Consider the following 20,659-nt stretch of genomic DNA (forward strand, 5'->3'; position numbering starts at 1 on the left):
AAGGGCGCTGAAACCGCGCTGACTCGCGCTCGGCGCCCGGCAGCCGTCACAATCCGCCGCGCCAGATCGTCCGGGTGGCGAGCAACCACACCGGAGGAAAAATGTTCGCTGCCTATCTCACGGTCACCATTCTCGCGTCGGTCTTCACCGGCATCGCCGCGGTCACCTACCTGATCGGCCACGCCTATCCGAAGGCCCAGGCGGACATGAAGCGCGTGCCACGGTCGTGGTTACCGCTGTTGGGCATGGCGCTCGCGGCGGGTTCGTTGGGGCTGCTGGCCGGCTTCGCCGTACCGCTGCTGGGCACTCTCGCCGCCGCCGGGCTGGTGCTGTACTTCATCGGCGCGCTCATCGCGCATCTGCGCGTCGGCTCCCGTCAGCTGGCGGGTTGGGCCGTATTCTTCGTCACCGTGGTAGCGGCACTGACCGTGAATGTGCTCTACCACTGGTGAATCGCCAGCTCCGAGGCGAGGGGGCATGATGGGCGTAGGCGTCGATCCGACTGGTTCCCCGGGAACGATCCTCGTCTGTATTCGCGGCAATTCCGGTTCGGGCAAGAGCAGCATCGCTCGTGAGCTGCGACGTCGACATGGCCGGGGCTGTGCGTTGGTCGAGCAGGACTACCTGCGCCGGATCGTGTTGCGCGAGCGGGACCGTCCCGGCGGCGCCGCACCGGCGTTGATCGGGCAGACCGTCCGGTTCGCGCTCGACCACGGCTACCACGTGGTGCTGGAGGGGATCCTGCACGCCAGCCTCTACCGGAGCATGCTCGTGGGCCTGCGGGACGACCACCGGGGACGATCGTTTTTCTGCTACCTCGACGTGACTCTGCCCGAAACCCTGCGTCGGCACCTCACGCGCCCGCAGGTCAGTGAGTTCACCGCCGAGCAGATGAGCGGTTGGTACGCCGCCCACGACGTCCTGGGCTGGCCCGACGAACTCGTCCTCCCGGAGACCACCACGTTGGAGGACGCCGTGACGGGCATCGCCGCAGCCGCCGGACTGCCCCAGACGGGCCGCGACGACGACGTGCTCCCGATCGTCCCGTAGCCCGTGCCTCATCCGTCGATGCTGGTGAGGCACCCGTCCCGCATCTGGACGGCCCGGTCGCAGCGGGCGGCGATACCGGTGTCATGGGTGACCATGACGCACCGTGCCTCACATCGTTGGTCCTTCGGCATGAGGCCGTCGGCCGGATGGGTGACGTCCGGCCGACGGCCGTGAATCGACGATCAGCAGCAGCCCGTGGTGTAGCTCACCGAGGACGCGTTGCAGTCCCTCGCCGTGTTGGCGTAACAGCGGACCTGTCCCGCGACCACCTTGTTGTAGTAGTAGTAGCAGTACGGGCCTCCACACCCGACATAGGCGAGGGAGCACACGTTGCACGCGGATGCCGTGGCCTTCGGCAGCAGCGTGGCCAGTAGTTTGTCGGCCAGCCTGTTGATAGTCATATGACCTCTCTCCTTCTCCGCCGGTACGGCGGTTCGTCGACAGGGTCACGATGTCATCGACGGCTTACGATCCGCTAACGGTGCGCTAATGCCACAGCAGCCGTCGGTGGGGCGGCATTTTCACTGGTAAAGGCGACATCGCACGGCGACGCTGCCCCCTGGGAGGTCGGCTGCGACGGCGGGTGGGCGATGGCGCTACCGCTGGCTGCTCTCGCGAATGAGGCCGACCAGCCGGCTGATTCGTCGACCCGGTGCGACGCCGAGATCCCGGGCCAGGATCTCGCACAACTGGTCGTGGGCGGCCAGGGCGGACGCGACGTCACCGCGCCTCATGTGTGCCTCGATGAGATGTTCCCAGGCCCGTTCCCGATACGGCCACTGGCGGACGAGAGGTTCCATCGCATCGATGACGGAGTTGTGATCACCGAGGACGAGTTGCGCCTCGGCGAGATCCTCCATCGCCCGCCACCGTCGCTCGTCCAGTGACGCTGCCACGACCGCCACCCCGGCTGACCTGGCATCGACGCAGGCGTCCCCCCGCCAGAGCCGCAGTGCCGCGGAGAGGGCGGCAACGCGGCGTTCGGCGCCTTCGGGGAGTCGTGCGCCGGCACCACGTTGGGTCAGATCGTCGAAACGGGCTAGATCGGTCGACGCGAGACGGGCGCACAACAGGTAACCCGGCGGGCGGGTCTGCAGGATTTTCACGGCATCCGGGCCGCCGAGCCGTACGAGGCTTCGCCGCAGGGCGTAGACGTGGCCCTGCAGCTTCGTCGTCGCCGTCACCGGCGGGTGGTCGTCCCAGATGACCTCGATGAGACGGTCGACGGCGACCACTGTGCCCAGATTGAAGGCGAGCGCCGCCAGCAGTGCCCGCCTGCCCAGGCCGCCGACGGCCATCGGCTGCCCGCCGACACTTGCCTCGATCGGACCCAGCAGTGACACTCTGAGCAGGGTGTTAGCGTTCACATCAATGTCCGAGTCGTGATCGCGTCGTCGTATCCGGATGCCTGGAGTTGGAACAGCTCGGCATAGCGTCCTCCCGATGCCATCAGCTCATCGTGGCTGCCCTGTTCGAGGATGCGGCCGTCGGACAGCACAGCGATGCTGTCCGCCTCCCGCACGGTGTTGAGCCGGTGCGAGATGAGCAGGCTGGTGTGCGTTCGGCGCAGCGACATCAGCCGCTGGTTGATCTCGTGCTCGGTCGCCACGTCGAGACCTGACGACGGTTCGTCGAGGATCAACATGTCGGCGCCCTCCCTGAGCACGGCTCTGGCCAGCGCCAGCCGCTGCCACTGCCCCCCGGACAGCACCACCCCCACCCCGGGCAGATCGCCGTCGCTGAAGGCTCGCGTCAGCATGGTGTCGTAGCCGTTCGGAAGCGCGCCCAAGGTGGCGTCCATGTCGGCCGTGGCGGCTGCTGCCCGTACCCGGGCGCGGTCGTCCAACGCGCTGATGTCGCCGACCGCGATGTTGTCGTGGGCGGAGAACTCGTAGGTCATGAAGTCCTGAAATGTTGCCCCGAGACGGGCGCGGAGCGAAGCCGGGTCGATGGTGGTGATGTCGACGCCGTCCCATCGGATGACGCCCCTGTCCGGGACGTGGAAGCCGCAGAGGAGCTTGACCACCGTCGACTTGCCGGCGCCGTTGTCGCCCACCAGCGCGAGGGACGAGCCGCAGGGGATCCGCAACGTGAGACCGCGCAGGACCCAGTCGTGCTCGGGGGCGTACCGGAACCAGACGTCGTCGAACTCCAAGCCTCGTTTCAGCGGCGGCAAGGCGGGCAGCGGAGTGGTACGTCGGGCCTCGCGGATCACCGCGGTGATGTCGACGTAGTGGCCGAAGACGATCAACGTCTCGCCGAGCATCGCGATCTGCCGGACCAGGCTTGACGCGGACATCTGCAGCGCGGTCAGGGCCGCGATCACGACCACGAGATCACCGACGGTGCCGTGGCCGTCGGCCACCCGAGCGACGAAGACGGCCAGGGCGACCAGTGACACGATGCCGGTCAGCGTCGCGAGAGCACTGTCGACCCACAGGGCCAGGCGATCCTGGTGTCGCTCCTGTGCCTGCGCCGCTCGCAACTCGCGCAGCAGGCGGCCCTGGAAGAACTGGCCGAGCCCGAACAGTCGGATCTCCTTCGCGGCGCGCATGTCCAGCAGGAGTGCCGCGTAGAACGTCTGCCGGCGAAACATCGGCACGGTGCGTTCCAGCATCGCCCCGCGCATCCGAGCCAACCGGATCTGGGCCACGAGAGTGGGCAGCACCGCCAGCATGACCAGCGCGCTCACCAGGGGAGACCAGCGCACCAGCGTCACGCCGAAGGCCACAATGGTGATCATCTCCTGCCCGATGCCCAGGACCATGCTGTTCAGCTGGGTCGGCGCGAAACGACTCGCCTCGTGGGCGAGCCGGAGCCGATCATGAAACTTGCTGTCCTCCAGCTCGGTCAGCCGGGGGTGCGCCGACACCGAGGTGAACAGTTCCTGTTGGGTGCGTACCGTTACCCGGCGTTCCGCGTCCCGCTGTACGTACTGGGAGACGTGCAGGATGAGGGGCGACACGATGGCCAGGGCGCCGAACCCGGCGACACCGAGCCAGATCGTCGACGTGGCGTCGGCGGAGAGGCCATCGATGAGCGCTCGGGTGAACCATGCGGTGGCCACCGCGGTCAGGCCACCCACCACCATGATCACGACGCTCACCGCCGCCGCCCAGGGCGCGGCGCCGAAGTAGATCCCGAACGCGCGACGCATCAACGCTGCCGACCGCCTCATCGGCTGCCCAATACCTCGCTCAGGTCATGCCCGCGTGCGGCCAACCGTCCGTCCGCGCCGAACAGCACGAATGACGGGGTGCCCTGCACCTGGAAGGCGGCCATCACCGCGCTCGGGCTGTCGTCCATGACGAGGAGGCCGGCCTTTCGCAGCGTCGGGCCGAGCTCGTCGGTCATGCCCTCACCCACCGTGAGGAAGCTGATCACGCGTACGCCGGTGCCGCCGAACACCTCGGCGCGGTCGGCCAGCTTCTCCGCCTGGGCGGGGCAGTGCCGGCATCCGGCCGAGAAGAAGCCGATGAGGGCCGGACTGCCCGCGAGGTCGGCGCTGGAGATCTGGCCGTCCGGTGACACGAACTCGGGCAGGGCGGTGCCGACCGGCAGGCCCGAGGCGGGCGGCGATGTCATCTCGATGAGTTTCGTCTCCGTCTCGCGGAGCCGCCGGATGACCGCGGCGCTCAGCGCGAGATCGACAAGGACGAGCGCCGCGAGTATGGCGACAGCGGTGGACAGGAACAGCACGGTGGGCTCCTTGGATCGGTGCGTCAAAACGCAGCGCGCGAGTAGTGCGCATTCAGTGGGAGATTCAGCGCGCGTGTGACGCTCCACCGAGGAGCCAGGTGAGGTCGTCAAGCCTGACCAGCGTCGTGACGATGAATCCCGCTAGGGAAAGGGTCAATATGAGGTGGGGCGGCTCTAGACTTCTGAGCGATATTGCGGGCAGGGTGATTGCGCCAAGAAGTGCACCGCCGGCCACGCCGGCGAGGAAACCACTGCGGACGACGTGCCGCCAGGCAACGGGCGTGTTCGTCGGGCCGAAACAGTGGCATCCCGCCGTGGACCCTCGTCGGACGGCCCGCGCGAGCACGACGGTGAACGCACCGAAGAGCAGCACCGCTGCGGCCAGGCCGACGACTGTGCCACCGGGCCAGACGACAATGGTCAGTACGACAATCTCGGACGCGATCGACGCCACCGCCACCGGGCGGGACCAACGCGCGGGGGAGACCCGCAGTTCGGCAATGGCATCGGCAAACGCATGGAAACTCATTCGACTGCGCACTTTGCCGATGACGGATATCGCAAGAACGCCCGCCAGCGTCAATATTGACGCGATAACAGCGACGCCCACATCGTCCCCCATTCCCCGTGGCGCCCAGGTGCCGAGGGGTGCGAGTCAGGCAGGTCTCAAGAACCTCGGCTGGGAATCCCGACAGTATCGGCGCTCTTCGATGATGTCAACGGGTTGATTTGATGGCGCAAGGATGAGAGTAATACCCCATGGAGGGGGTCTCATGACCGATGGGTCGCAATTCCTGCTCGCCGTCCTGGGTGGTTTTGCCGCGCTTGTGGCACCCGTCCTCGGCGTTGTCGTGGCGCGTCGGCGACTGATGTTGGTCGATGTGACGGGCGACAGTATGGTGCCCACTCTGGCCCACGGTGACCGCCTCGTGGTTCGCCGGACGCACCGGCTCCGGGCGGGCGGCATCGTCGTCGCGCGCCATCAGGAGGGTCGGCCCCGAGCTGTCATCGCTGGCTCCCCGGCGTCCGCCTGGCTCGTCAAGCGCCTCGTGGCGCTGCCGGGCGACGCCGTCCCAGAAGCGGTTGTCCCGGCCGTCGGTGCCGGGGTGCGACACGTGCCGGCCGGCATGGCCGTGCTGCTCGGCGAGCATCCGGACAGCGTCGACTCGCGCCGGTGGGGCTTCGTTCCGCTGGAAGACATTGAGGGCGTCATGGTCGGGCGGCTGAGGTCCAAGGGCGGGTAGGGCGAGCCGGTATTGCCGAGTCATTGGCGTGCATCTATAGTTCGCGGATCACAACAATCATGGCCGTGGTGACGCGGCCGGGTCGTCGAAGCGCTTCGACGATTCGTCGTTCAGGCCCGTCAGCCGGGTGTCGAGCCTGGTCACGCCGGTCTCGGCGCCCCAAGGGGCGTCTGTCGTACGACATGAGGAGAACCGCATGCGGAACTGGCGCCTTCGGCGCGGAATCACCGCGCTCGCGCTCGCCCTGCTAGCCCTACCGGCCGTTCCCGGCCCCGCGCTCGCCGAACCCACCTACCCGTTCCGAAATCCCGACCTGCCCGTGAACGCCCGGGTCGACGACCTGCTCGGCCGGCTCACCCAGGACGAGAAGATCTCCTGGCTGCACCAGTACCAGCCGGCCATTCCCCGGCTCGGCATCGGACTGTTCAAGACCGGCACCGAGGCGCTGCACGGGGTGGCCTGGTCCACCGACATCGACAACAACGGCGCGGTGGTCAAGGCTCGCGGCACTGTCTTCCCACAGCCGGTGGGCATGGCGAGCACCTGGAACACCGACCTGATCCGGCAGGTCGGTTCGGCCGTCGGCGACGAGGCACGCGGCTACCACGCGCAGAACCCGCGGGTCTGGGGGCTCAACCTCTGGGCGCCGGTGGTCAACCTGCTGCGCGACCCCCGGTGGGGCCGCAACGAGGAGGGCTACTCCGAGGACCCGCTGCTCACCGCCGCGATCTCCACCGCGTACGGCTCGGGAATGACCGGCGGTGACCCGAACCACCTGAAGAGCGCACCGACCCTCAAGCACTACCTGGCCTACAACAACGAGGTCCGGCGCGACGTGACCTCCTCCAACGTGCCACCTCGGGTGCTCAACGAGTACGACCGCGCCGCCTTCAAACCGGCCATCGCCGCCGACGCGGCGACCGGGATGATGGCCGCCTACAACCTGGTCAACGGCCGTCCGGCCACGGTGGACCCGGACCTGGCCACGGTGGTCCGCGACTGGACCGACCAGCCGCTGATGAACGTCACGGACGCCTGGGCGCCGAACAACCTCGTCGCCTCCCAGGGCTACTACCCGACCCAGGCCGAGGGGAACGCCGCGATCATCAAGGCCGGCCTCAACAGCTTCATCACCGACGACACCAACGCGCAGCCGACCATCACCGCCATCAAGCAGGCCCTCGCCACCGGTTTGCTCACCGAGGCAGACATCGACGCCCGGATCCGCGAGATCCTGAACGTCCGGTTCCGGCTGGGTGAGTTCGACCCGGGCGGCGGCCGGCACGGCGGCATCACCCCGGACGTCATCAACAGCCCGGAACACCAGCGACTCGCCCGACAGGCCGCCGGCGAGGCGATGGTGCTGCTGAAGAACCAGCGGCAGACGCTGCCGCTTGACCCGGCCCGGACCCGCAAGGTGGCGGTGCTCGGCCCGCTGGCCGACACCCTCTACTCGGACTGGTACGGAGGCGACCTGCCGTACCAGGTGACGGCCCTCGGCGGCATCCGCGAACGGCTGGGCAACTCGGCCAGCGTGAGCGGGCTCGACGGGGCGGACCGGATCGCGCTGAAGGACGTGTCGACCGGCCGATACGTCTCGGCCACCGGCACCACCGACGCCGACCGTGTCCTCGGTACCGGCGCCACCCCGGCGCTCGTCGCCCAGTTCGACGTGGTCGACTGGGGCCAGGAGGTGGTGACGCTGCGCAACGCCGCCAACGGCCGCTACCTCGGCTACAACTGGGGGCCGTTCCTCACCCGCGACGAACAGCCGAACGGTTGGTACGTCCAGCAGCAGTTCAAGCTGGAGCCGCAGGCCGACGGAACGGTGGTGCTGCGCTACGTCGGCTACGAGACCAAGGAGAGCTGGTTCGGCGCCGACACGTACGTGACGATCGGCGACGACGGCGCCCTCAAGCTCGGCGCATCGACCCCGGCCGCCGCGACCCACTTCAGCCGCGAGGTGATCAGCAGCGGAATCGACCGGGCCGTGGCGGCGGCCAAGGCGGCCGACACCGCTGTGCTGGTGGTCGGCAGCAACCCGTTCATCAACGGCCGCGAGGCGCACGACCGGACCTCCACGGCGCTGAGCGCGGGTCAGGAGGCGCTGGTCAAGGCCGTGGCCAGGGCCAACCCGCGGACCGTGCTGGTGCTCCAGACCAGCTACCCGGTCACCATCCGGTGGGAGCAGGAGCACGTACCGGCCATCGTCTGGACCACCCACGCGGGCGCGGAGACCGGTCACGCCGTCGCCGACGTCCTCTTCGGCGACCGTAACCCGTCCGGCCGGCTCACCCAGACCTGGTACCGCTCGGACTCGCAACTGCCGCCGGACCTGCTGGAGTACGACATCATCTCGTCCGGGCAGACCTACCTGTACAGCCGCGCGAAGCCGCTCTACCCGTTCGGCCACGGGCTGTCGTACACCCGCTTCCGGTACGGCCAGCTGCGTGCCGGAGCCCAGTCGGTTGCGGCCGACGGCACCATCACGGCCAGTGTCGACGTGACAAACGTCGGCAGCCGCGCCGGGACGGAGGTCGTCCAGCTCTACACCCACCAACGCACCTCGCGGGACACCACCCCGATCCGCCAACTCAAGGCATTCCAGCAGGTGAAGCTCGCGCCTGGGCAGACTCGTACGGTGACCCTGCGCCTGCCCGCCGCCGACCTGGCGCACTGGGACGTCACCCGCAGCCGCTGGGTGGTCGAGTCGTCCGTCCACGACCTGATGGTCGGGGCGTCCGTCGAGGACATCCGGGCCCGCGCCGCGGTTCGGGTCCGCGGTGAGACGATCCCGGCCCGTGACCTGTCCCGGCCCACCAGGGCGGAGAACTTCGACCGGTACGCGGGGGTCCGGCTCGTCGACGAGTCGAAGCCCAGCGGTACCGCTGTCGGTGCCACCGCGGCCGGTCAGTGGATCTCCTTCGACGGTTCCGCGCTGCGCGCCGGCGCGCGCACCTTCACCGCGAAGGTCGCCAAGGCCGGCGCGGGTGCCGGTGCCATCCAGATCCGGTTGGGATCGCCCACCGGCCGGCTGCTCGGCACGGCCACCGTGCCCAGCACCGGCGACGACTACCGGTACGTCAGCACCAGCACCGAGTTGGCCCGGGCCGTCGGCACCCACAACGTGTACCTGGTGTTCGACTCCCCGCTGCGGCTGGCGGAATTCTCCATCAGGTGACCGGAGCCCGGGGCCGGGTCGATCGTCGACCCGGCCCCGGGCCTGTGGCTGGTCAGCTCGCCGTGCAGGTCAGCGTCGGTGTACTGGGCGTGCCGGCGGATGAGCTGAGGAACCCGAAGGCGGTGCTGGCGCCGGCACCGAGTGCGCCGTTGTAGGCGACGTTGCGGGCGGTGACCGCGGATCCCTGGCTCGTGACGGTCGCGTTCCATGCCTGGGTGACGCTCTGGCCACCGGCGAAGGTCCACGTCACGGTCCAGTTGCTGATCGCCGCGGTCCCCGCGGTGACCCGTACCTCGCCCTGGAAGCCACCGGTCCACTGGCTGGTCACCGCGTACGTCGCGGTGCAGCCGGCCGCCGGCGGCGGAGTGGTGGGCGGCGGAGTGGTGGGCGGCGGGGTGGTGGGCGGTGGGGTGGTGACGGAACCACCCCAGCCGGCGGTGGAGTCCAGCCAGGCGGCGCGTCGCAGCATCCAGTCCCGCATGACCTGGACCTGCCCCTGCCAGGTGGGCGAGGTCGGGGTGCGGAAGAAGCTGACCGTCGGTGAGGTCAGGTTGGGCCAGCGTTGGAAGTTGCGCTGGGCCGCGTTGGTCAGCGGGGTCGCGAGAGCGTTGATCCGGGTCTGGAGCGCGGCGTCGGAGAGCAGGCCCCGTCGCAGCGTCTGCCAGCGCGATCGGGCCTGGTTGACGAACGCGGGGTCGCGCAGCAACTGGGCGAACCAGTCGTTGGCCGACGGCTGCCGGGTCTGCTGGTGCTGCCAGCCCGACACCTGGTCGTTGGCGAAGAATCCACCGACGCCGAAGCTGAGGTCGAAGTCCCACAGCGGACCCGCGAAGATCTTGCCGTCCCGGTCCTTGTAGAAGTGCGAGCTGCGGACGTAGGCATCCATCTCCCGGCTCAGCTCGTTGACGATCATGAGGTCGATGAAGGAGTCGACGTCGATGTACTTGCGGTATCCGGTGTTCGGGTCGGCGAAGTTCGACGAGTGCAGCACGTCGTTGAACTCCTGGAGGTGACCGCGCAGCCAGTCCCGCTGCTGCGGTTGCAGGGGCGACGGGTCGGCAACCTCAAGGTAGTTCCAGCAGGTGGCCGCCGGCCCGGTGCACGGCAGCGTCGGCTCCTCGGCCGCCATCCACTCGAACTTCCAGATATACCCGCCCTGGATCTTCGGCAGGGTCACGTCGTCGGAGTCCAACTGCTTGAGGTCGAGGCGATCCTTGGAGTTCTTGATCGTCTCCATGAACATGTAGACACCCATGTAGTCACCGGCACCCACCGGTGCGGCGTCGGTGTTCAGATAGAACTCGGCGAACGCGTAGCGCGGGGCGGGCAGCCCCATCTCGCGTCCGAGGTCGTAGACGAGAGCCTCACGGATCAGCGCCTTGTCGGGGAACGGACCGCGCAACACCCAGTCGGAGTCGGCGGGCATGCCCAGCACCGGGTGGTCGGCGTCGTCGTTCTCGTTGTCCCAGAACTCGACGCGGAACGGCGTCTTCTCGAACGTCGCCGACGAGTTGCCGCGCAGTCGGAATCCCGCTCGGGTGCTGAGCGTCGGGGCGGCCGAGAGTGACGTGGTGCCGCCCCCTGTCGGCTCGAAGATCATGGTGGTGGCGTCGAAGTACTCGCGGTCCGGCCGGCCGGCACCGTACGAGTCGATCAGTACCACCGGCAGGTCGTGAGCGGTGGTGACGTTCTGCGCGGCGTACATGGCGGTGCCGGGCGCACCCGTTGGTGTCTGGCCGACGAACGCCTGTGCCCGCAGCTGGGTGGTGCGGGTGAAGCGCAGCGCCGAGCCCGAGTAGAGCGACGACTGGGCGGTGGGCGGCTGCCCGTTGGTGGTGTAGCGGATCTGCGCGCCGCTGACCGTGCTGCTCAGCGTCACCGCCACCTCGCCCTGGAAGGTGCCGCTGGGCACCGAGAAGGTGATGTCGCCGACCAGGTCGTCTGCCGCGGCCGGTGCCGCGGCGGCATCGGCGGCAGGGGTGCCGGCGAGGAGTTCGGTGACCGGTTGGGCGGCCTGGGCAGCGGCGACGGGTTCGGCACCGGCCGGTGGCGAAGACACCACGAGGAGACCTGCGACGAACACGGTGGTGGCGGCGATCCCGGCGGCACGAAGGGCCACCACCGGAAGACCGGTGTTGCGGGTGGTCATCCGCACGATGCCTCCTGTTCTGATCGGATGGGAACGGTCAACTCCGGGAGCGCCGAGGACGGGTCGGCGCGGAAATGGCGGCGTAGTGTCCGTCGCCACGGCACGTCTGGCAGGTCCAGGCGGAGAGCCGCAAGACCGGTGGCGTACTTCGAGATGCGTACGGGCCGGGTCCCGCGCTGCCACAGAACGCGGTCGACCAGCGAGGGAGCCGAGCTGGTCTTGGTCTCGACCACGGCGATGCCGGGCAGTCGCAGGGTGCGGTCACCGTCCTGCCAGGTGAGCTCGGTGTCGATGGTGACCCGGCTCGCGGACGCCGGTAGCAGCAGAGTGGAGCGACGGTAGCTGGTGACCAGCACCGGTTCGAGCGGGCTGCCCGCGAGATTGGACAGGATCGACTCCCGATGGAGCACATCGTTGACGAACCCGCGTCCGGACCGGACGGTGCGGCGGTTCTCGGCGAGATACGGCAGTCGGTGTTTGGTGACCCGCCCGCGCGCTCCGCTGATCTTCACCTCCAGCCAGCACTGGGCTGAGTCGAGATAGGTCCGGGTCCGTACCTTGAAGCGCCTGCGCCGCCGGTACGCGGCGCAGTGGTAGCTGGCCAGGCAGGGCGTGTCGAAGTACACGGACTCGTACCGGAAGGTGCGCTCGCCACCGATGTCCAGCACCCGGGCGTACGCGGTGAGCTGGTCCAGCAGGTGCGGCAGCTCGTCCACCGCGACCACGTACTTGCGGTCCACCCTGCTCTGCAGCGCCGCCAGGTCGATCACCTCGGCGAGTGCGATGGGCGCCAGCCCCGCCAGCGGTGGCGCGGTCATCGGAGCGCCCCGGCTCGTGACGGCTTTCTGGTGCCGGCCGCCGAACTGCTGGCGACCGAGTATCGGACGTCGACCACGGTGGTCTCGTTGACCATGTCGAGCCGCTGGACGGTGGCGTTGTGCACCCGGGCATTGAGTAGTTGCTCCAGCTGGGCGACGAGGGCGACGTGATCGGTGACGGCGGAGTCGAGCACCATGATCTGGTGCCGGTAGTGCCGGAGCAGCCGTCGGTGATCACCGACGAACATCACCGCGACGATGAGCGCCATCAGGCCCCCGCTGAGCCAGATCGAGGTGGTGCTGAGCGCGCCGAGAATGCCCAGTGCGAGAGCGGAGAAGTAGTACGCGACCTCGTGCTGGTCGAGTTCCGTCGATCGGAGTCGGATGATGGAGAGCACCCCGAACAGCGCCAGTCCCAGCCCGAGCCCGGCCCCGACGTCGCTGGCGCTCAGCGCGCTCGCCACCGCGAGGACGCCGACGTTGACCCCCAGGTAGGCGACGACCAGGTCGCGCCGGCGGTGCCGCGGGAAGTAGAGCCCGAAGACGAGCAGCGCCACCGCGCAGATGTCGATCGCGAACAGGACGAGCTGCGACATCGCTGGGGTTCCTCCTGGTTGCCGCCGGAACGGACCGACGCCAGGCCGCCGTCGTTGCGTGGCGGCCTACGGAAGGTGGCCGGACCTCCGGGTTACTTATCGGTAAACTTTCGGTATTTCGTTGGTGACTGTAAGCAGAACATCAATGTAAGTCAATGTGCGGTCCGTGCGGTCACCCGGGTCTCCGGGCCGCCTGGCGAGGGTTCGACGCGGCTGACGTGGGCATGGCCGGGACGCCGCCTCGGGTCGTGAGCTCGCCGAAACTTTCGGAGTCTTTCGGCGACGAGGTGGGGCCTGCGGTCAGTGATCGAGGCTCACCGGGTCGCGGGGTGATCATTGATCCAGTCGGGTTCCTGAAAGTCGCGGTGTCCGTGGCGCCGGGGATGCCCCGACGTCAAGGAAACCGAGTGGATCATCCCGGTCCGCACCGTTCGCGCGCCCGAACCGGGCCGACTCAGGGGCAGGGTGCCGCGTGGACTGGTCCTGCCCGAGGGCGCTCGCAACGGTCAACGCCCCGAGCCCTGCCTCGTCGCTGCGGATTCGTCGGACGACGCAAGCGAGGGTGTGCGGTCGACATGGCTGATCTGCCCGATCCGACGGCATTTCTGCATAGACGCCCTCCAATTGACGGTTGCATTGGTCAGACGTGTGACCTACGCTCCCAGTAAGAATTTCGGGGCGGTTAACAAAGAGTGCGGTCGGGGCGACGGAAGTCCCCGCCGGCCCTTAGTGGCGTCGCTGTTCCGTACTCGTCGCTCGATACGCACTTTGGGCAACACATCGACGACCAGTGAGAGGAACAGACGTGAGGTCAGCCATATCCACCGCTCGAATGTCATTGTTGGCGGTGGCGGCGCTCGTCGCCGCCACGCTGCCGGCAGTGCTGACAAACCAGCTACCGGCCTCGGCCGCAGTCCAGGCAACCTACTATGTCGCCCCGGACGGTAACGACGCCAACCCCGGAACCCTGCAATCGCCGTTCCGGACTCTGCAACGCGCCCGGGACATCGTTCGAACGATAAACACGAACATGACCGGCGACGTGAACGTCTACCTCCGCGGTGGAACCTATCCGGTGAGCAGCACTGTCGAATTCGGGTCGAGCGACTCCGGCACCAACGGATTCCGGGTCAGCTACGCGGCCTACCCCAATGAGAAGCCAGTTCTTGACGGCGGCGTCCAGGTGACCGGGTGGAGCCAGCACACCGGCAACATCTGGAAAGCGCCGCTCAATCGCGCCAACAAGCTGCGGGCGCTCTACGTCAATGACAAGCGCGCGTACATGGCCTCGGAGACGATCGGCTCGGCGGGGTGTTACGGGACGTACAACATCACGGCCAACCAGGCCGCCTGGGCCTGGGAGTCGGGCTCGCAGTGCGACGGCGCGAAATACAGCCTGAACGACTTCCCGGCCGTCGCGAACAATCAGGACGACATCGAGATCGAGACCGGAACGACCTGGACCACGGCCATCGTGGGAGTCCGCCAGGTGACCACGAGTTCCGACGGCGCGAACCGGGTCGCCCTCTTCCAGCAACCGGGCGCGGCCATCGCGCAGGGCGCGTTCAACGGCAACGCCCAGGTTGGCGGAACCCACAAGGTGATGAATGCCTACGAGTTCCTGGACGCCCCCGGTGAGTTCTATTTCGACAAGACCAGCCGGACGCTGTACTACTACAAGGCCAGCGCCGAGAACATGTCGACCGCGACGGTCTACGCGCCGAACAACGTGACCACCGTGTTGCGGGTGGCCGGCACCTCGACGAGCAGCCACGCGCGCAACATCACCTTCTCCGGCCTCACGGTGCAGCACTCCGACTGGAACCTGGTCAACGTCGCCGGATCGTCCTTCAAGCAGGCGCAGCAGGGCAATCTCAGCGCGAACGTGTACGCCAAGGGAAACTTCCACGTCTATCACTACCGCAACGTCGACGTGACCCCCGGCATCATCCACCTGCAGAACGCCGACGGGATCATCCTGCAACGCAACCGGATCCAGCACACCGGCGCCGACGGAATTAACATGATCAATGATGTGCAGAGCACACAGTTGGTCGGGAACCACACCAACGACATCGCCGGGTCCGCCATCACCGTCGGCCATCCTCAGCACGTCTACATCGGGGACGGCACGTCGACCAACCGGGAGAAGTATTCCGCGTCGGTCGAGGGGCTACCGAAGAACATCGACATCAAGAACAACTACCTCTACGACAGCGCGGTCCTGTTCAACGGGCACAGCCCCATCTCGGCGTACTTCGCCGACACCCTCACCATCCAGCGCAACCGGATCGAGAAGACCCCGTGGTCCGGCATCACGCTCGGCTGGGGCTGGTGGAACTTCGACGGATCGTCGGGCTCGATCGTGCCCAACCGGCCGACCACGACGGCGAGAAACAACACCATCAGCTACAACCACATCATCGACACGGTGCAGCGCCTCAGCGACACGGCCCCCATCTACACACTCGGGAGTCAGCCCGGGACCACCATCACCAACAACTACCTCCAGGGCGTGCCGTCGGGCCACAAGTACGGACTGCACCCGGATGAGGGATCGGCGTTCATCACCTTCCGCGACAACGTCCTGAGCATCGACAAGAACGTCACCTGGATGATCAATTCGGACGACTTCGGGCGGAAGCACGACCTGAGCATCACGCAGATCTACGGCCCGATCAACAAGGTCTCGAACAAGAATCTGCCGAACAGCACGGTCGCCGACATCCTCGTCTCCTCCGACTATGTCTGGCCGGCGGCGGCGTACGGCATCGCCGCGAATTCCGGCCTTGAGGACGCGTACCGGGACATCATTCCGGCGAGCAATTTCTCCGCGCCGAACTATGTGCTGCCGGCCAGTACCTTCGTCACCAGTGCCACCGCGTCGATCCCGATCCGGAGCATTGGCGACGCCACCAAGTCGGTCTGGTTGGCTCCGTACGGCACGACCACCTTCACCGCCGGGGCGACGATGACCAGGGCGGCCGGCACCGCCACGTCCATCGCCGTGCCGGCCACCCAGGGCGAGTACCGGCTCTACGTCGTCGACGCACAGGGCAACCGATCGGCCGAGTCGACCTCGATCGTCCGGCAGCAGCAGGGCGGCGGCACCGGGAACGGGCAACTCGTCGGTGCCCAGTCCGGCCGCTGTGCCGAGGTGCCCAACTCCTCGACCACCAACGGCACTCAGACCCAACTCTGGGACTGCTCCAGCGGCACCAACCAGCGGTGGACCCACACCGCCAGCAAGCAGCTGACCGTGTACGGCAACAAGTGCCTGGACGCCTCCGGGGCCGGCACTGCCAACGGCACCGCGGCCATCATCTGGGACTGCCACGGCGGGCTCAACCAGCAGTGGAACGTCAACGCCAACGGCACCGTGACGAACGCCCAGTCCGGGCTCTGCCTCGACGCCAACGGAGCCGCCACCGCCAACGGCACCAAGCTCATCCTCTGGTCCTGCAACGGCGGCACGAACCAGCAGTGGACACTGCGTAGCTGACCGACCAGACTCCGGGGCCAGGCCGACACGGGCCTGGCCCCGGCTACCTCTGGTAGCCGTAGTTGTCGCAGGTCCGGCGCCCCTGGACGCAGTTCCTGGTGCGCTTGTTCATGGTGGTGACGTCCCACATCACGAACGCGTCGCCGTGCATCGACGACGCGCTCTTGCCCTCCTTGTCGGAGGAGAGGTAGTAGCCCGCCGGGGTGCCCTTCGCCGGGTACTGGATGTCGAAGGTGATCGCCGGGATCCGGACCGGGTGACTGGTCGGGCAGGAGTTGCCGCTGCCGTACGCCACATGGTCCTTGTGGTTGGGGCTGTCCAGGTGCTTGCCGTCCCAGCAGTCGGGGAACTGCATCATGAAGTGCAGCGTCGCGTCGCCCCCGCAGATGGGCCAGTTGCCGTTGGTGCTGCGGGCGATGCCGTCGAGGTCACCGGGCCCGTAGAAGGCGCAGTAGAACTGGCCGGTCGCGCCGCGCGGTGTCGGCTTTTTCTTCTTGGCGTCGCCGGAGATCATGCGCAGGCCGTTGGGCATCGGCATCTGGCCGGTCGAGTTCTTCGCGAGGGAGCGGTAGTAGACCCGGAACCCGGTGGTCTCGACCGGCTTTCCCGTCGCGTTGTCGTAGAGGGTGGGCACCCAGTAGGCGGAGTGGTCCTGGGCCGGCTTGCAGGAGGTGGCCGTGAACCTCGTCAGGTCCCCGGCGACGGTGTTCGCGTCGACGGCCTTGTTGCCGACGAACGAGTGCATGTGTGACGCGCCCGGTAGGCCGGGGGCGACGATCGGGTCGTCCGGTAGCCGGTGGCTGTACTGGCAGTCCGCCCGGAACTCCGGGAGGTAACCCACACCGGACGGGACCGGGTCGATCGTCAACGCTCGGTACGCGTCGGCCTGCGCCTTCCAGGCCGCCCGGTCGACCGGAACCCAGCCGGTCGCGGGGATCTTCGGCGCGGCAGCGGTCGACGGCGTCGCGCCGGTCGACGGGGTCGTCGCGGCCGACGGCATCGCGGAGGAGGGCACCGCCGCGTCGGGCGACGCCGGCTGCCCGGTCGGTGACGACGGGTACTCGAGGGCGTTGGCCGCGTTCGACGGCTCGGGCTGCGGCGCGCCGTTGCCCAGGTACACGCCTCCCGCCACGATGACGAGTACGGCCGCCGCGCCGACGGCCACGCCCAGCCGGTTGTGGGCGAGCCAGCCAGGAACGCGATGACGGGGCGGTGGCGGGTTTTCGTACGACACGGGTCGCTCCCAACGAGTAGACGCCAGGATGACCCGAACGGCCACGGCGGCCGAATGGTAGGCGCTTCCGGCCCGCGCTCGGAAGGTCTCTAAACCTTCCTTAAAGTACGCGGACCGACCGGTGTGGCTGTGGGCATCGACCGTCGGACTCGATGGTCGATGCCCACACCTGCTGCCGACTCGACCGGCGTCGTTACTTGGCGGCGTTCAGGGCCACCAGGGCCTGGGCGGTACGGAAGTACGGGCTACGACCGAGGTCGCCGACGGTGATGATGTTGAACGCCTCCTTGAGCAGCTTGGCATCGCCGGCGCTGACGCCGGTGAGCGCGTCCACCGGAGAGTCGACCAGCTCGGCGAGGGTCTTCTCCTGGTATGCCTTGACGACCAGCTTGCTGAAATCGGCGGCGACAGTCATCCGTTCTCCTTGATCTACGGGGCGGGCAACTCGCAACTCGCCCAAAACTGAAACTTCCGGCGGGATTAGATCATCATGTGCGGATCGGGATCCACAGGGGACAGCACCGACGAGGGGCCGTCGGGCGCTCGTCAGGCGGTCACGCCTCCGGCGTGGCCTCGGCCGTCTCGGTCGGCTCGGCGGCCTCGTCGTCCGTCGAGGGCTCCTCCTCGTTCGCCACCTTGACGCGTGCAGGCTCGGTCCAGGAGAACTCGATCTCGACGGACACCTCCGTCTCGCTCTCCCGTTCGATCTCCAGCTCGCACCGCACCGTGTCCGCGACCGCCACCGCACCCGCCGCGCCGTAGAAGAGCCGGCCATCAGACTCCAGCTGGTGGGCCAGCTGACGCAGCCAGGCTGCCAGGTCGGAGCGCGACACCGTACGGGCGTCCTCGTAGATATCCATGTCGGCCATGCTCGCACTCCACAAAGGACAGCGTGCGCAGGGCTTCGGCGTCGGGCGGCCCGGCCGGCATGATATGGATCTTGCCGGCGGCGATCGTCCGGAAAATGTCGGCTTCGGAGGTGCCGTCGGACAGCGTGCGGGTAAGGCTGGGCGATGAAGTCGACCTGGAAGCCCCACGAGAAGCACGGCACCCTGTCGGACAAGGACAAGCGCGAGCTGCCGGAGAGCGTCTTCGCGTTCCCCGAGAAACGCAAGGAACCGATGACCGATGCGGGCCACGTCCGCAATGCCATCGCCCGGTTCGACCAGGTGCAGGGCGTCACCGACAAGGACCGTGACCTGGCGTTCCAGAACATCCTCGCCGCCGCCGCGCACTACGGTGTCGACGTCGCCGAGACGAACTGGCGTCAACTAGGCAAACTCCCGCACACGCCGAACCCCGCCCACTGACGGGACACCACACGATTCGGCTCGCTCGTCGGATAGGTTCGTATCCGCTGGGTAAACGGCGCGGATGCCCGCCACGCAGGAGCCGGCAGCTGACCACGACCCGCCCTCGCGTGCGGTGTCCCGGGTCGACCGAACCTGGGCCGGCCTGCGCGAGCGGATGCGGCACGGGTTGCGCTCCCGCGCGTGGCGCCTGCGCCTCTACGGCCTGCTCGCCGTGCAGGCCGGCATCGCGGCGGCGCTCGCCTGGTTCGTGGGGTACCAGTTCCTGGATAATCCCGCCCCGGTGCTCGCGCCCACCACCGCGGTCGGCATCGTGGCCGCCGCGATGGGCTCGCGCCTGCGGCGCACCGTCGAGCTGCTGGTCGGGGTCGTTCTCGGGCTCGCCGTCGGTGACACGCTCATGCCGCTGTTCGGTATCGGGGCCTGGCAGACCGGCGTGGTCGTCGTGTTGGCGATCCTCGTCGCCATCCTGCTCAAGGGCGGTGGCTCACTGCTCACCCAGGCCGGTGGCACCGCCGTCCTCATCGCCACCCTGGAACCGCCCGTGCGTGAGCTGTCCGTCCCCCGATTCGTCGACGCCGCAGTCGGCGGGGTCATCGGGTTGGCGGTTGGCCTGTTGGTGGTGCCCATCCACCCGCAGCGGACCGTGCGGCGGCTGGCCGAACCCGTCCTCGACCCGGCCATCGCCGCCCTGCACGACCTGGCCGAGGCCCTGCGTCGCCGCGATCTCGTGGGTGCCCAGGGGAGTCTGGACAGCTTGCGCATCCTCGGGTCCCGATTGACCGCACTGGACGAGGGTCTCGACGCTGCCCAGGAAGTGGTCCGACTGGCGCCACTGCGATGGCGCGAACGCACGTCCCTGGCCTTCTACACCAATGCGGTCCGATACATGGAGCGCAGCCTGTACGGCTGCCGGGCCCTCGCGAGGAGACTCACCAAAGCTCTGCGGGACGATGAGCCGGTACCGGAGGAGTTTCCCGCGGCCATCGACCTGCTGGCGACGAGTGTGCAAACCCTGAGATGCGCCATCCGCGCGCGTGCGCAGCCGCAGGAGGCCCGCGAGCAGATCCTGAAGGCCGTCGAACTGGTCGGCAGAGCGCAGGGGGAGGCCCCGCCCGACCCCACTCGCCCGCAGACCTACCGACTGGGCTACTCGGGCATGATTGCCGCAGGCGAGCTCCGCACGGCGGCACACGACCTGCTCGTCGCCAGCGGGTTGGACGCCGACGAGGCGGCAGCGCTGGTGCGGCGGACGGTGGACCGGGACGAGTGGGACTGAGCCCGATCACCCGTCAGGTCGCCTTCAGCGAGGCGAGGACGTCGAGGTAGTGCGGGTTCTTCATGACCCCCAGCACGTTGCCGAACGGGTCGACCACCGCCGCGGTGATGAAGCCCTCGTCCCCGTGCGGGGTGATGGGCTGGTACTCCGTGGCGCCCATCGCCAACAGCCGCTTGACGGTCGCGTCGAGGTCGTCGACGCACCAGTGCATGACCACGCCGCCGGGCCCGGTCGCCGCGCCGGCCGGTGCGTACCTGCGGTCAATGATGCCCAGCTCGGCCTGGTAGTCCCCAATGCGGAACTCGGTGTAGGCGGGGCGTCCGTCGGGGCCGGGGCGCATGAAGTACGCCTCGACGCCGAGGAAGTCCGCGTACCAGGCCGTGGCCGCTGCCACGTCGTCCGCCCAGATGTTCAGAGTGGCAAATCCTCGCAGGCTCATCAGGTGTCCCCTCGTCGATGTCGTTGGTGTTGACGCTATCGACGATTGCGGAAGGCTTGCTTCCGCAATTGACGGCGGGTCTCGACGATGTCGAGCTGGTTCACCGAAATAAGTGAACACCTCAACTAAATGCTTGCGATGTCAACAAAGCGCGGCGA

19 protein-coding genes are annotated in these 20,659 nt (G+C 68.0%); 7 read left to right on the forward strand and 12 right to left on the reverse strand.

What is annotated here, in order from left to right:
• The first annotated feature begins 101 nt into the window (after positions 1-101).
• Both AC5L30_RS18400 and AC5L30_RS18405 read left to right on the forward strand, forming a co-directional pair.
• Positions 102-452, forward strand: coding sequence for a DoxX family protein (locus AC5L30_RS18400; protein ID WP_494868918.1), 351 nt, complete (start codon positions 102-104; stop codon positions 450-452).
• Between the two features lie 28 nt (positions 453-480).
• Complete coding sequence (locus AC5L30_RS18405) at positions 481-1,050, forward strand: kinase (protein WP_494868919.1); 570 nt, start codon at positions 481-483, stop codon at positions 1,048-1,050.
• A gap of 182 nt (positions 1,051-1,232) precedes the next feature.
• Here AC5L30_RS18405 and AC5L30_RS18410 read toward each other — a convergent pair whose 3' ends face one another.
• The 5 genes from AC5L30_RS18410 to AC5L30_RS18430 form a co-directional block, all read right to left on the reverse strand.
• Complete coding sequence (locus AC5L30_RS18410; RefSeq protein WP_494868655.1) at positions 1,233-1,451, reverse strand: hypothetical protein; 219 nt, start codon at positions 1,449-1,451, stop codon at positions 1,233-1,235.
• A 195-nt stretch (positions 1,452-1,646) separates the two neighbouring features.
• On the reverse strand, positions 1,647-2,393 hold the full coding sequence (locus tag AC5L30_RS18415) for an AfsR/SARP family transcriptional regulator (RefSeq protein WP_494868657.1): 747 nt from the start codon (positions 2,391-2,393) through the stop codon (positions 1,647-1,649).
• A 20-nt stretch (positions 2,394-2,413) separates the two neighbouring features.
• On the reverse strand, positions 2,414-4,207 hold the full coding sequence (locus AC5L30_RS18420; protein WP_494868659.1) for an ABC transporter ATP-binding protein: 1,794 nt from the start codon (positions 4,205-4,207) through the stop codon (positions 2,414-2,416).
• A gap of 17 nt (positions 4,208-4,224) precedes the next feature.
• The gene (locus AC5L30_RS18425) at positions 4,225-4,749 is read right to left on the reverse strand and encodes a TlpA disulfide reductase family protein (RefSeq protein WP_494868660.1); all 525 of its coding nucleotides are present in this window, start codon (positions 4,747-4,749) and stop codon (positions 4,225-4,227) included.
• 64 nt (positions 4,750-4,813) lie between these two features.
• A complete protein-coding gene (locus tag AC5L30_RS18430) occupies positions 4,814-5,359 on the reverse strand; it encodes a MauE/DoxX family redox-associated membrane protein (RefSeq protein WP_494868662.1) in 546 nt (181 codons plus the stop codon).
• A gap of 163 nt (positions 5,360-5,522) precedes the next feature.
• Here AC5L30_RS18430 and AC5L30_RS18435 point away from each other — a divergent pair, with 163 nt between their 5' ends.
• A complete protein-coding gene (locus tag AC5L30_RS18435) occupies positions 5,523-5,993 on the forward strand; it encodes a S26 family signal peptidase (protein WP_494868663.1) in 471 nt (156 codons plus the stop codon).
• A gap of 196 nt (positions 5,994-6,189) precedes the next feature.
• A complete protein-coding gene (locus AC5L30_RS18440) occupies positions 6,190-9,174 on the forward strand; it encodes a glycoside hydrolase family 3 protein (RefSeq protein WP_494868664.1) in 2,985 nt (994 codons plus the stop codon).
• A gap of 52 nt (positions 9,175-9,226) precedes the next feature.
• On the opposite strand, the gene AC5L30_RS18445 is transcribed toward AC5L30_RS18440, so the two are convergent.
• From AC5L30_RS18445 to AC5L30_RS18455, 3 genes are read right to left on the reverse strand one after another with little or no spacing between them, the layout of a single operon-like run.
• Positions 9,227-11,323, reverse strand: a complete 2,097-nt coding sequence (locus AC5L30_RS18445; protein WP_494868921.1) for a CotH kinase family protein — start codon at positions 11,321-11,323, stop codon at positions 9,227-9,229.
• Entirely contained in the window at positions 11,320-12,141 is an 822-nt protein-coding gene (locus AC5L30_RS18450; protein ID WP_494868665.1) for a polyphosphate polymerase domain-containing protein, read from the reverse strand. The genes AC5L30_RS18445 and AC5L30_RS18450 overlap by 4 nt, the downstream gene beginning before the upstream one ends.
• Complete coding sequence (locus AC5L30_RS18455) at positions 12,138-12,737, reverse strand: DUF4956 domain-containing protein (protein WP_494868666.1); 600 nt, start codon at positions 12,735-12,737, stop codon at positions 12,138-12,140. Before AC5L30_RS18455 ends, AC5L30_RS18450 begins: the two co-directional genes overlap by 4 nt.
• Before the next feature lie 832 nt (positions 12,738-13,569).
• Between AC5L30_RS18455 and AC5L30_RS18460 the strand changes: the two genes are divergently transcribed.
• The gene (locus AC5L30_RS18460; protein WP_494868667.1) at positions 13,570-16,239 is read left to right on the forward strand and encodes a ricin-type beta-trefoil lectin domain protein; all 2,670 of its coding nucleotides are present in this window, start codon (positions 13,570-13,572) and stop codon (positions 16,237-16,239) included.
• 43 nt (positions 16,240-16,282) lie between these two features.
• Here AC5L30_RS18460 and AC5L30_RS18465 read toward each other — a convergent pair whose 3' ends face one another.
• The 3 genes from AC5L30_RS18465 to AC5L30_RS18475 form a co-directional block, all read right to left on the reverse strand.
• Entirely contained in the window at positions 16,283-17,473 is a 1,191-nt protein-coding gene (locus AC5L30_RS18465) for a DUF1996 domain-containing protein (RefSeq protein WP_494868668.1), read from the reverse strand.
• 193 nt (positions 17,474-17,666) lie between these two features.
• Positions 17,667-17,888, reverse strand: a complete 222-nt coding sequence (locus AC5L30_RS18470; RefSeq protein WP_238659622.1) for a hypothetical protein — start codon at positions 17,886-17,888, stop codon at positions 17,667-17,669.
• Between the two features lie 139 nt (positions 17,889-18,027).
• Positions 18,028-18,342 carry an amphi-Trp domain-containing protein gene (locus tag AC5L30_RS18475; protein WP_494868669.1) on the reverse strand — a complete coding sequence of 105 codons (315 nt, stop codon included), beginning with the start codon at positions 18,340-18,342 and terminating at the stop codon, positions 18,028-18,030.
• 144 nt (positions 18,343-18,486) lie between these two features.
• Here AC5L30_RS18475 and AC5L30_RS18480 point away from each other — a divergent pair, with 144 nt between their 5' ends.
• Positions 18,487-18,783 (forward strand): DUF6582 domain-containing protein, encoded by a 297-nt coding sequence (locus tag AC5L30_RS18480; protein WP_494868670.1) that lies wholly within the window; start codon positions 18,487-18,489, stop codon positions 18,781-18,783.
• A 64-nt stretch (positions 18,784-18,847) separates the two neighbouring features.
• Complete coding sequence (locus tag AC5L30_RS18485) at positions 18,848-20,062, forward strand: FUSC family protein (RefSeq protein ID WP_494868671.1); 1,215 nt, start codon at positions 18,848-18,850, stop codon at positions 20,060-20,062.
• Positions 20,063-20,075: 13 nt separating this feature from the next.
• Here the strand turns inward: AC5L30_RS18485 and AC5L30_RS18490 are convergent, their stop codons facing one another.
• Entirely contained in the window at positions 20,076-20,501 is a 426-nt protein-coding gene (locus AC5L30_RS18490) for a VOC family protein (RefSeq protein WP_494868672.1), read from the reverse strand.
• Between the last annotated feature and the right edge of the window lie 158 nt (positions 20,502-20,659).

The sequence above is a fragment of the Micromonospora sp. BQ32 genome, assembly GCF_059358895.1.

Coding starts and splice junctions, on each gene's coding strand:
- AC5L30_RS18400 (WP_494868918.1), top strand. CDS start 102: ATGTTCGCTGCCTATCTCACGGTCACCATTCTCGCGTCGGTCTTCACC.
- AC5L30_RS18405 (WP_494868919.1), top strand. CDS start 481: ATGGGCGTAGGCGTCGATCCGACTGGTTCCCCGGGAACGATCCTCGTC.
- AC5L30_RS18410 (WP_494868655.1), bottom strand. CDS start 1,451: ATGACTATCAACAGGCTGGCCGACAAACTACTGGCCACGCTGCTGCCG.
- AC5L30_RS18420 (WP_494868659.1), bottom strand. CDS start 4,207: ATGCGTCGCGCGTTCGGGATCTACTTCGGCGCCGCGCCCTGGGCGGCG.
- AC5L30_RS18435 (WP_494868663.1), top strand. CDS start 5,523: ATGACCGATGGGTCGCAATTCCTGCTCGCCGTCCTGGGTGGTTTTGCC.
- AC5L30_RS18440 (WP_494868664.1), top strand. CDS start 6,190: ATGCGGAACTGGCGCCTTCGGCGCGGAATCACCGCGCTCGCGCTCGCC.
- AC5L30_RS18445 (WP_494868921.1), bottom strand. CDS start 11,323: ATGACCACCCGCAACACCGGTCTTCCGGTGGTGGCCCTTCGTGCCGCC.
- AC5L30_RS18450 (WP_494868665.1), bottom strand. CDS start 12,141: ATGACCGCGCCACCGCTGGCGGGGCTGGCGCCCATCGCACTCGCCGAG.
- AC5L30_RS18455 (WP_494868666.1), bottom strand. CDS start 12,737: ATGTCGCAGCTCGTCCTGTTCGCGATCGACATCTGCGCGGTGGCGCTG.
- AC5L30_RS18460 (WP_494868667.1), top strand. CDS start 13,570: ATGTCATTGTTGGCGGTGGCGGCGCTCGTCGCCGCCACGCTGCCGGCA.
- AC5L30_RS18470 (WP_238659622.1), bottom strand. CDS start 17,888: ATGACTGTCGCCGCCGATTTCAGCAAGCTGGTCGTCAAGGCATACCAG.
- AC5L30_RS18475 (WP_494868669.1), bottom strand. CDS start 18,342: ATGGCCGACATGGATATCTACGAGGACGCCCGTACGGTGTCGCGCTCC.
- AC5L30_RS18480 (WP_494868670.1), top strand. CDS start 18,487: ATGAAGTCGACCTGGAAGCCCCACGAGAAGCACGGCACCCTGTCGGAC.
- AC5L30_RS18485 (WP_494868671.1), top strand. CDS start 18,848: ATGCCCGCCACGCAGGAGCCGGCAGCTGACCACGACCCGCCCTCGCGT.
- AC5L30_RS18490 (WP_494868672.1), bottom strand. CDS start 20,501: ATGAGCCTGCGAGGATTTGCCACTCTGAACATCTGGGCGGACGACGTG.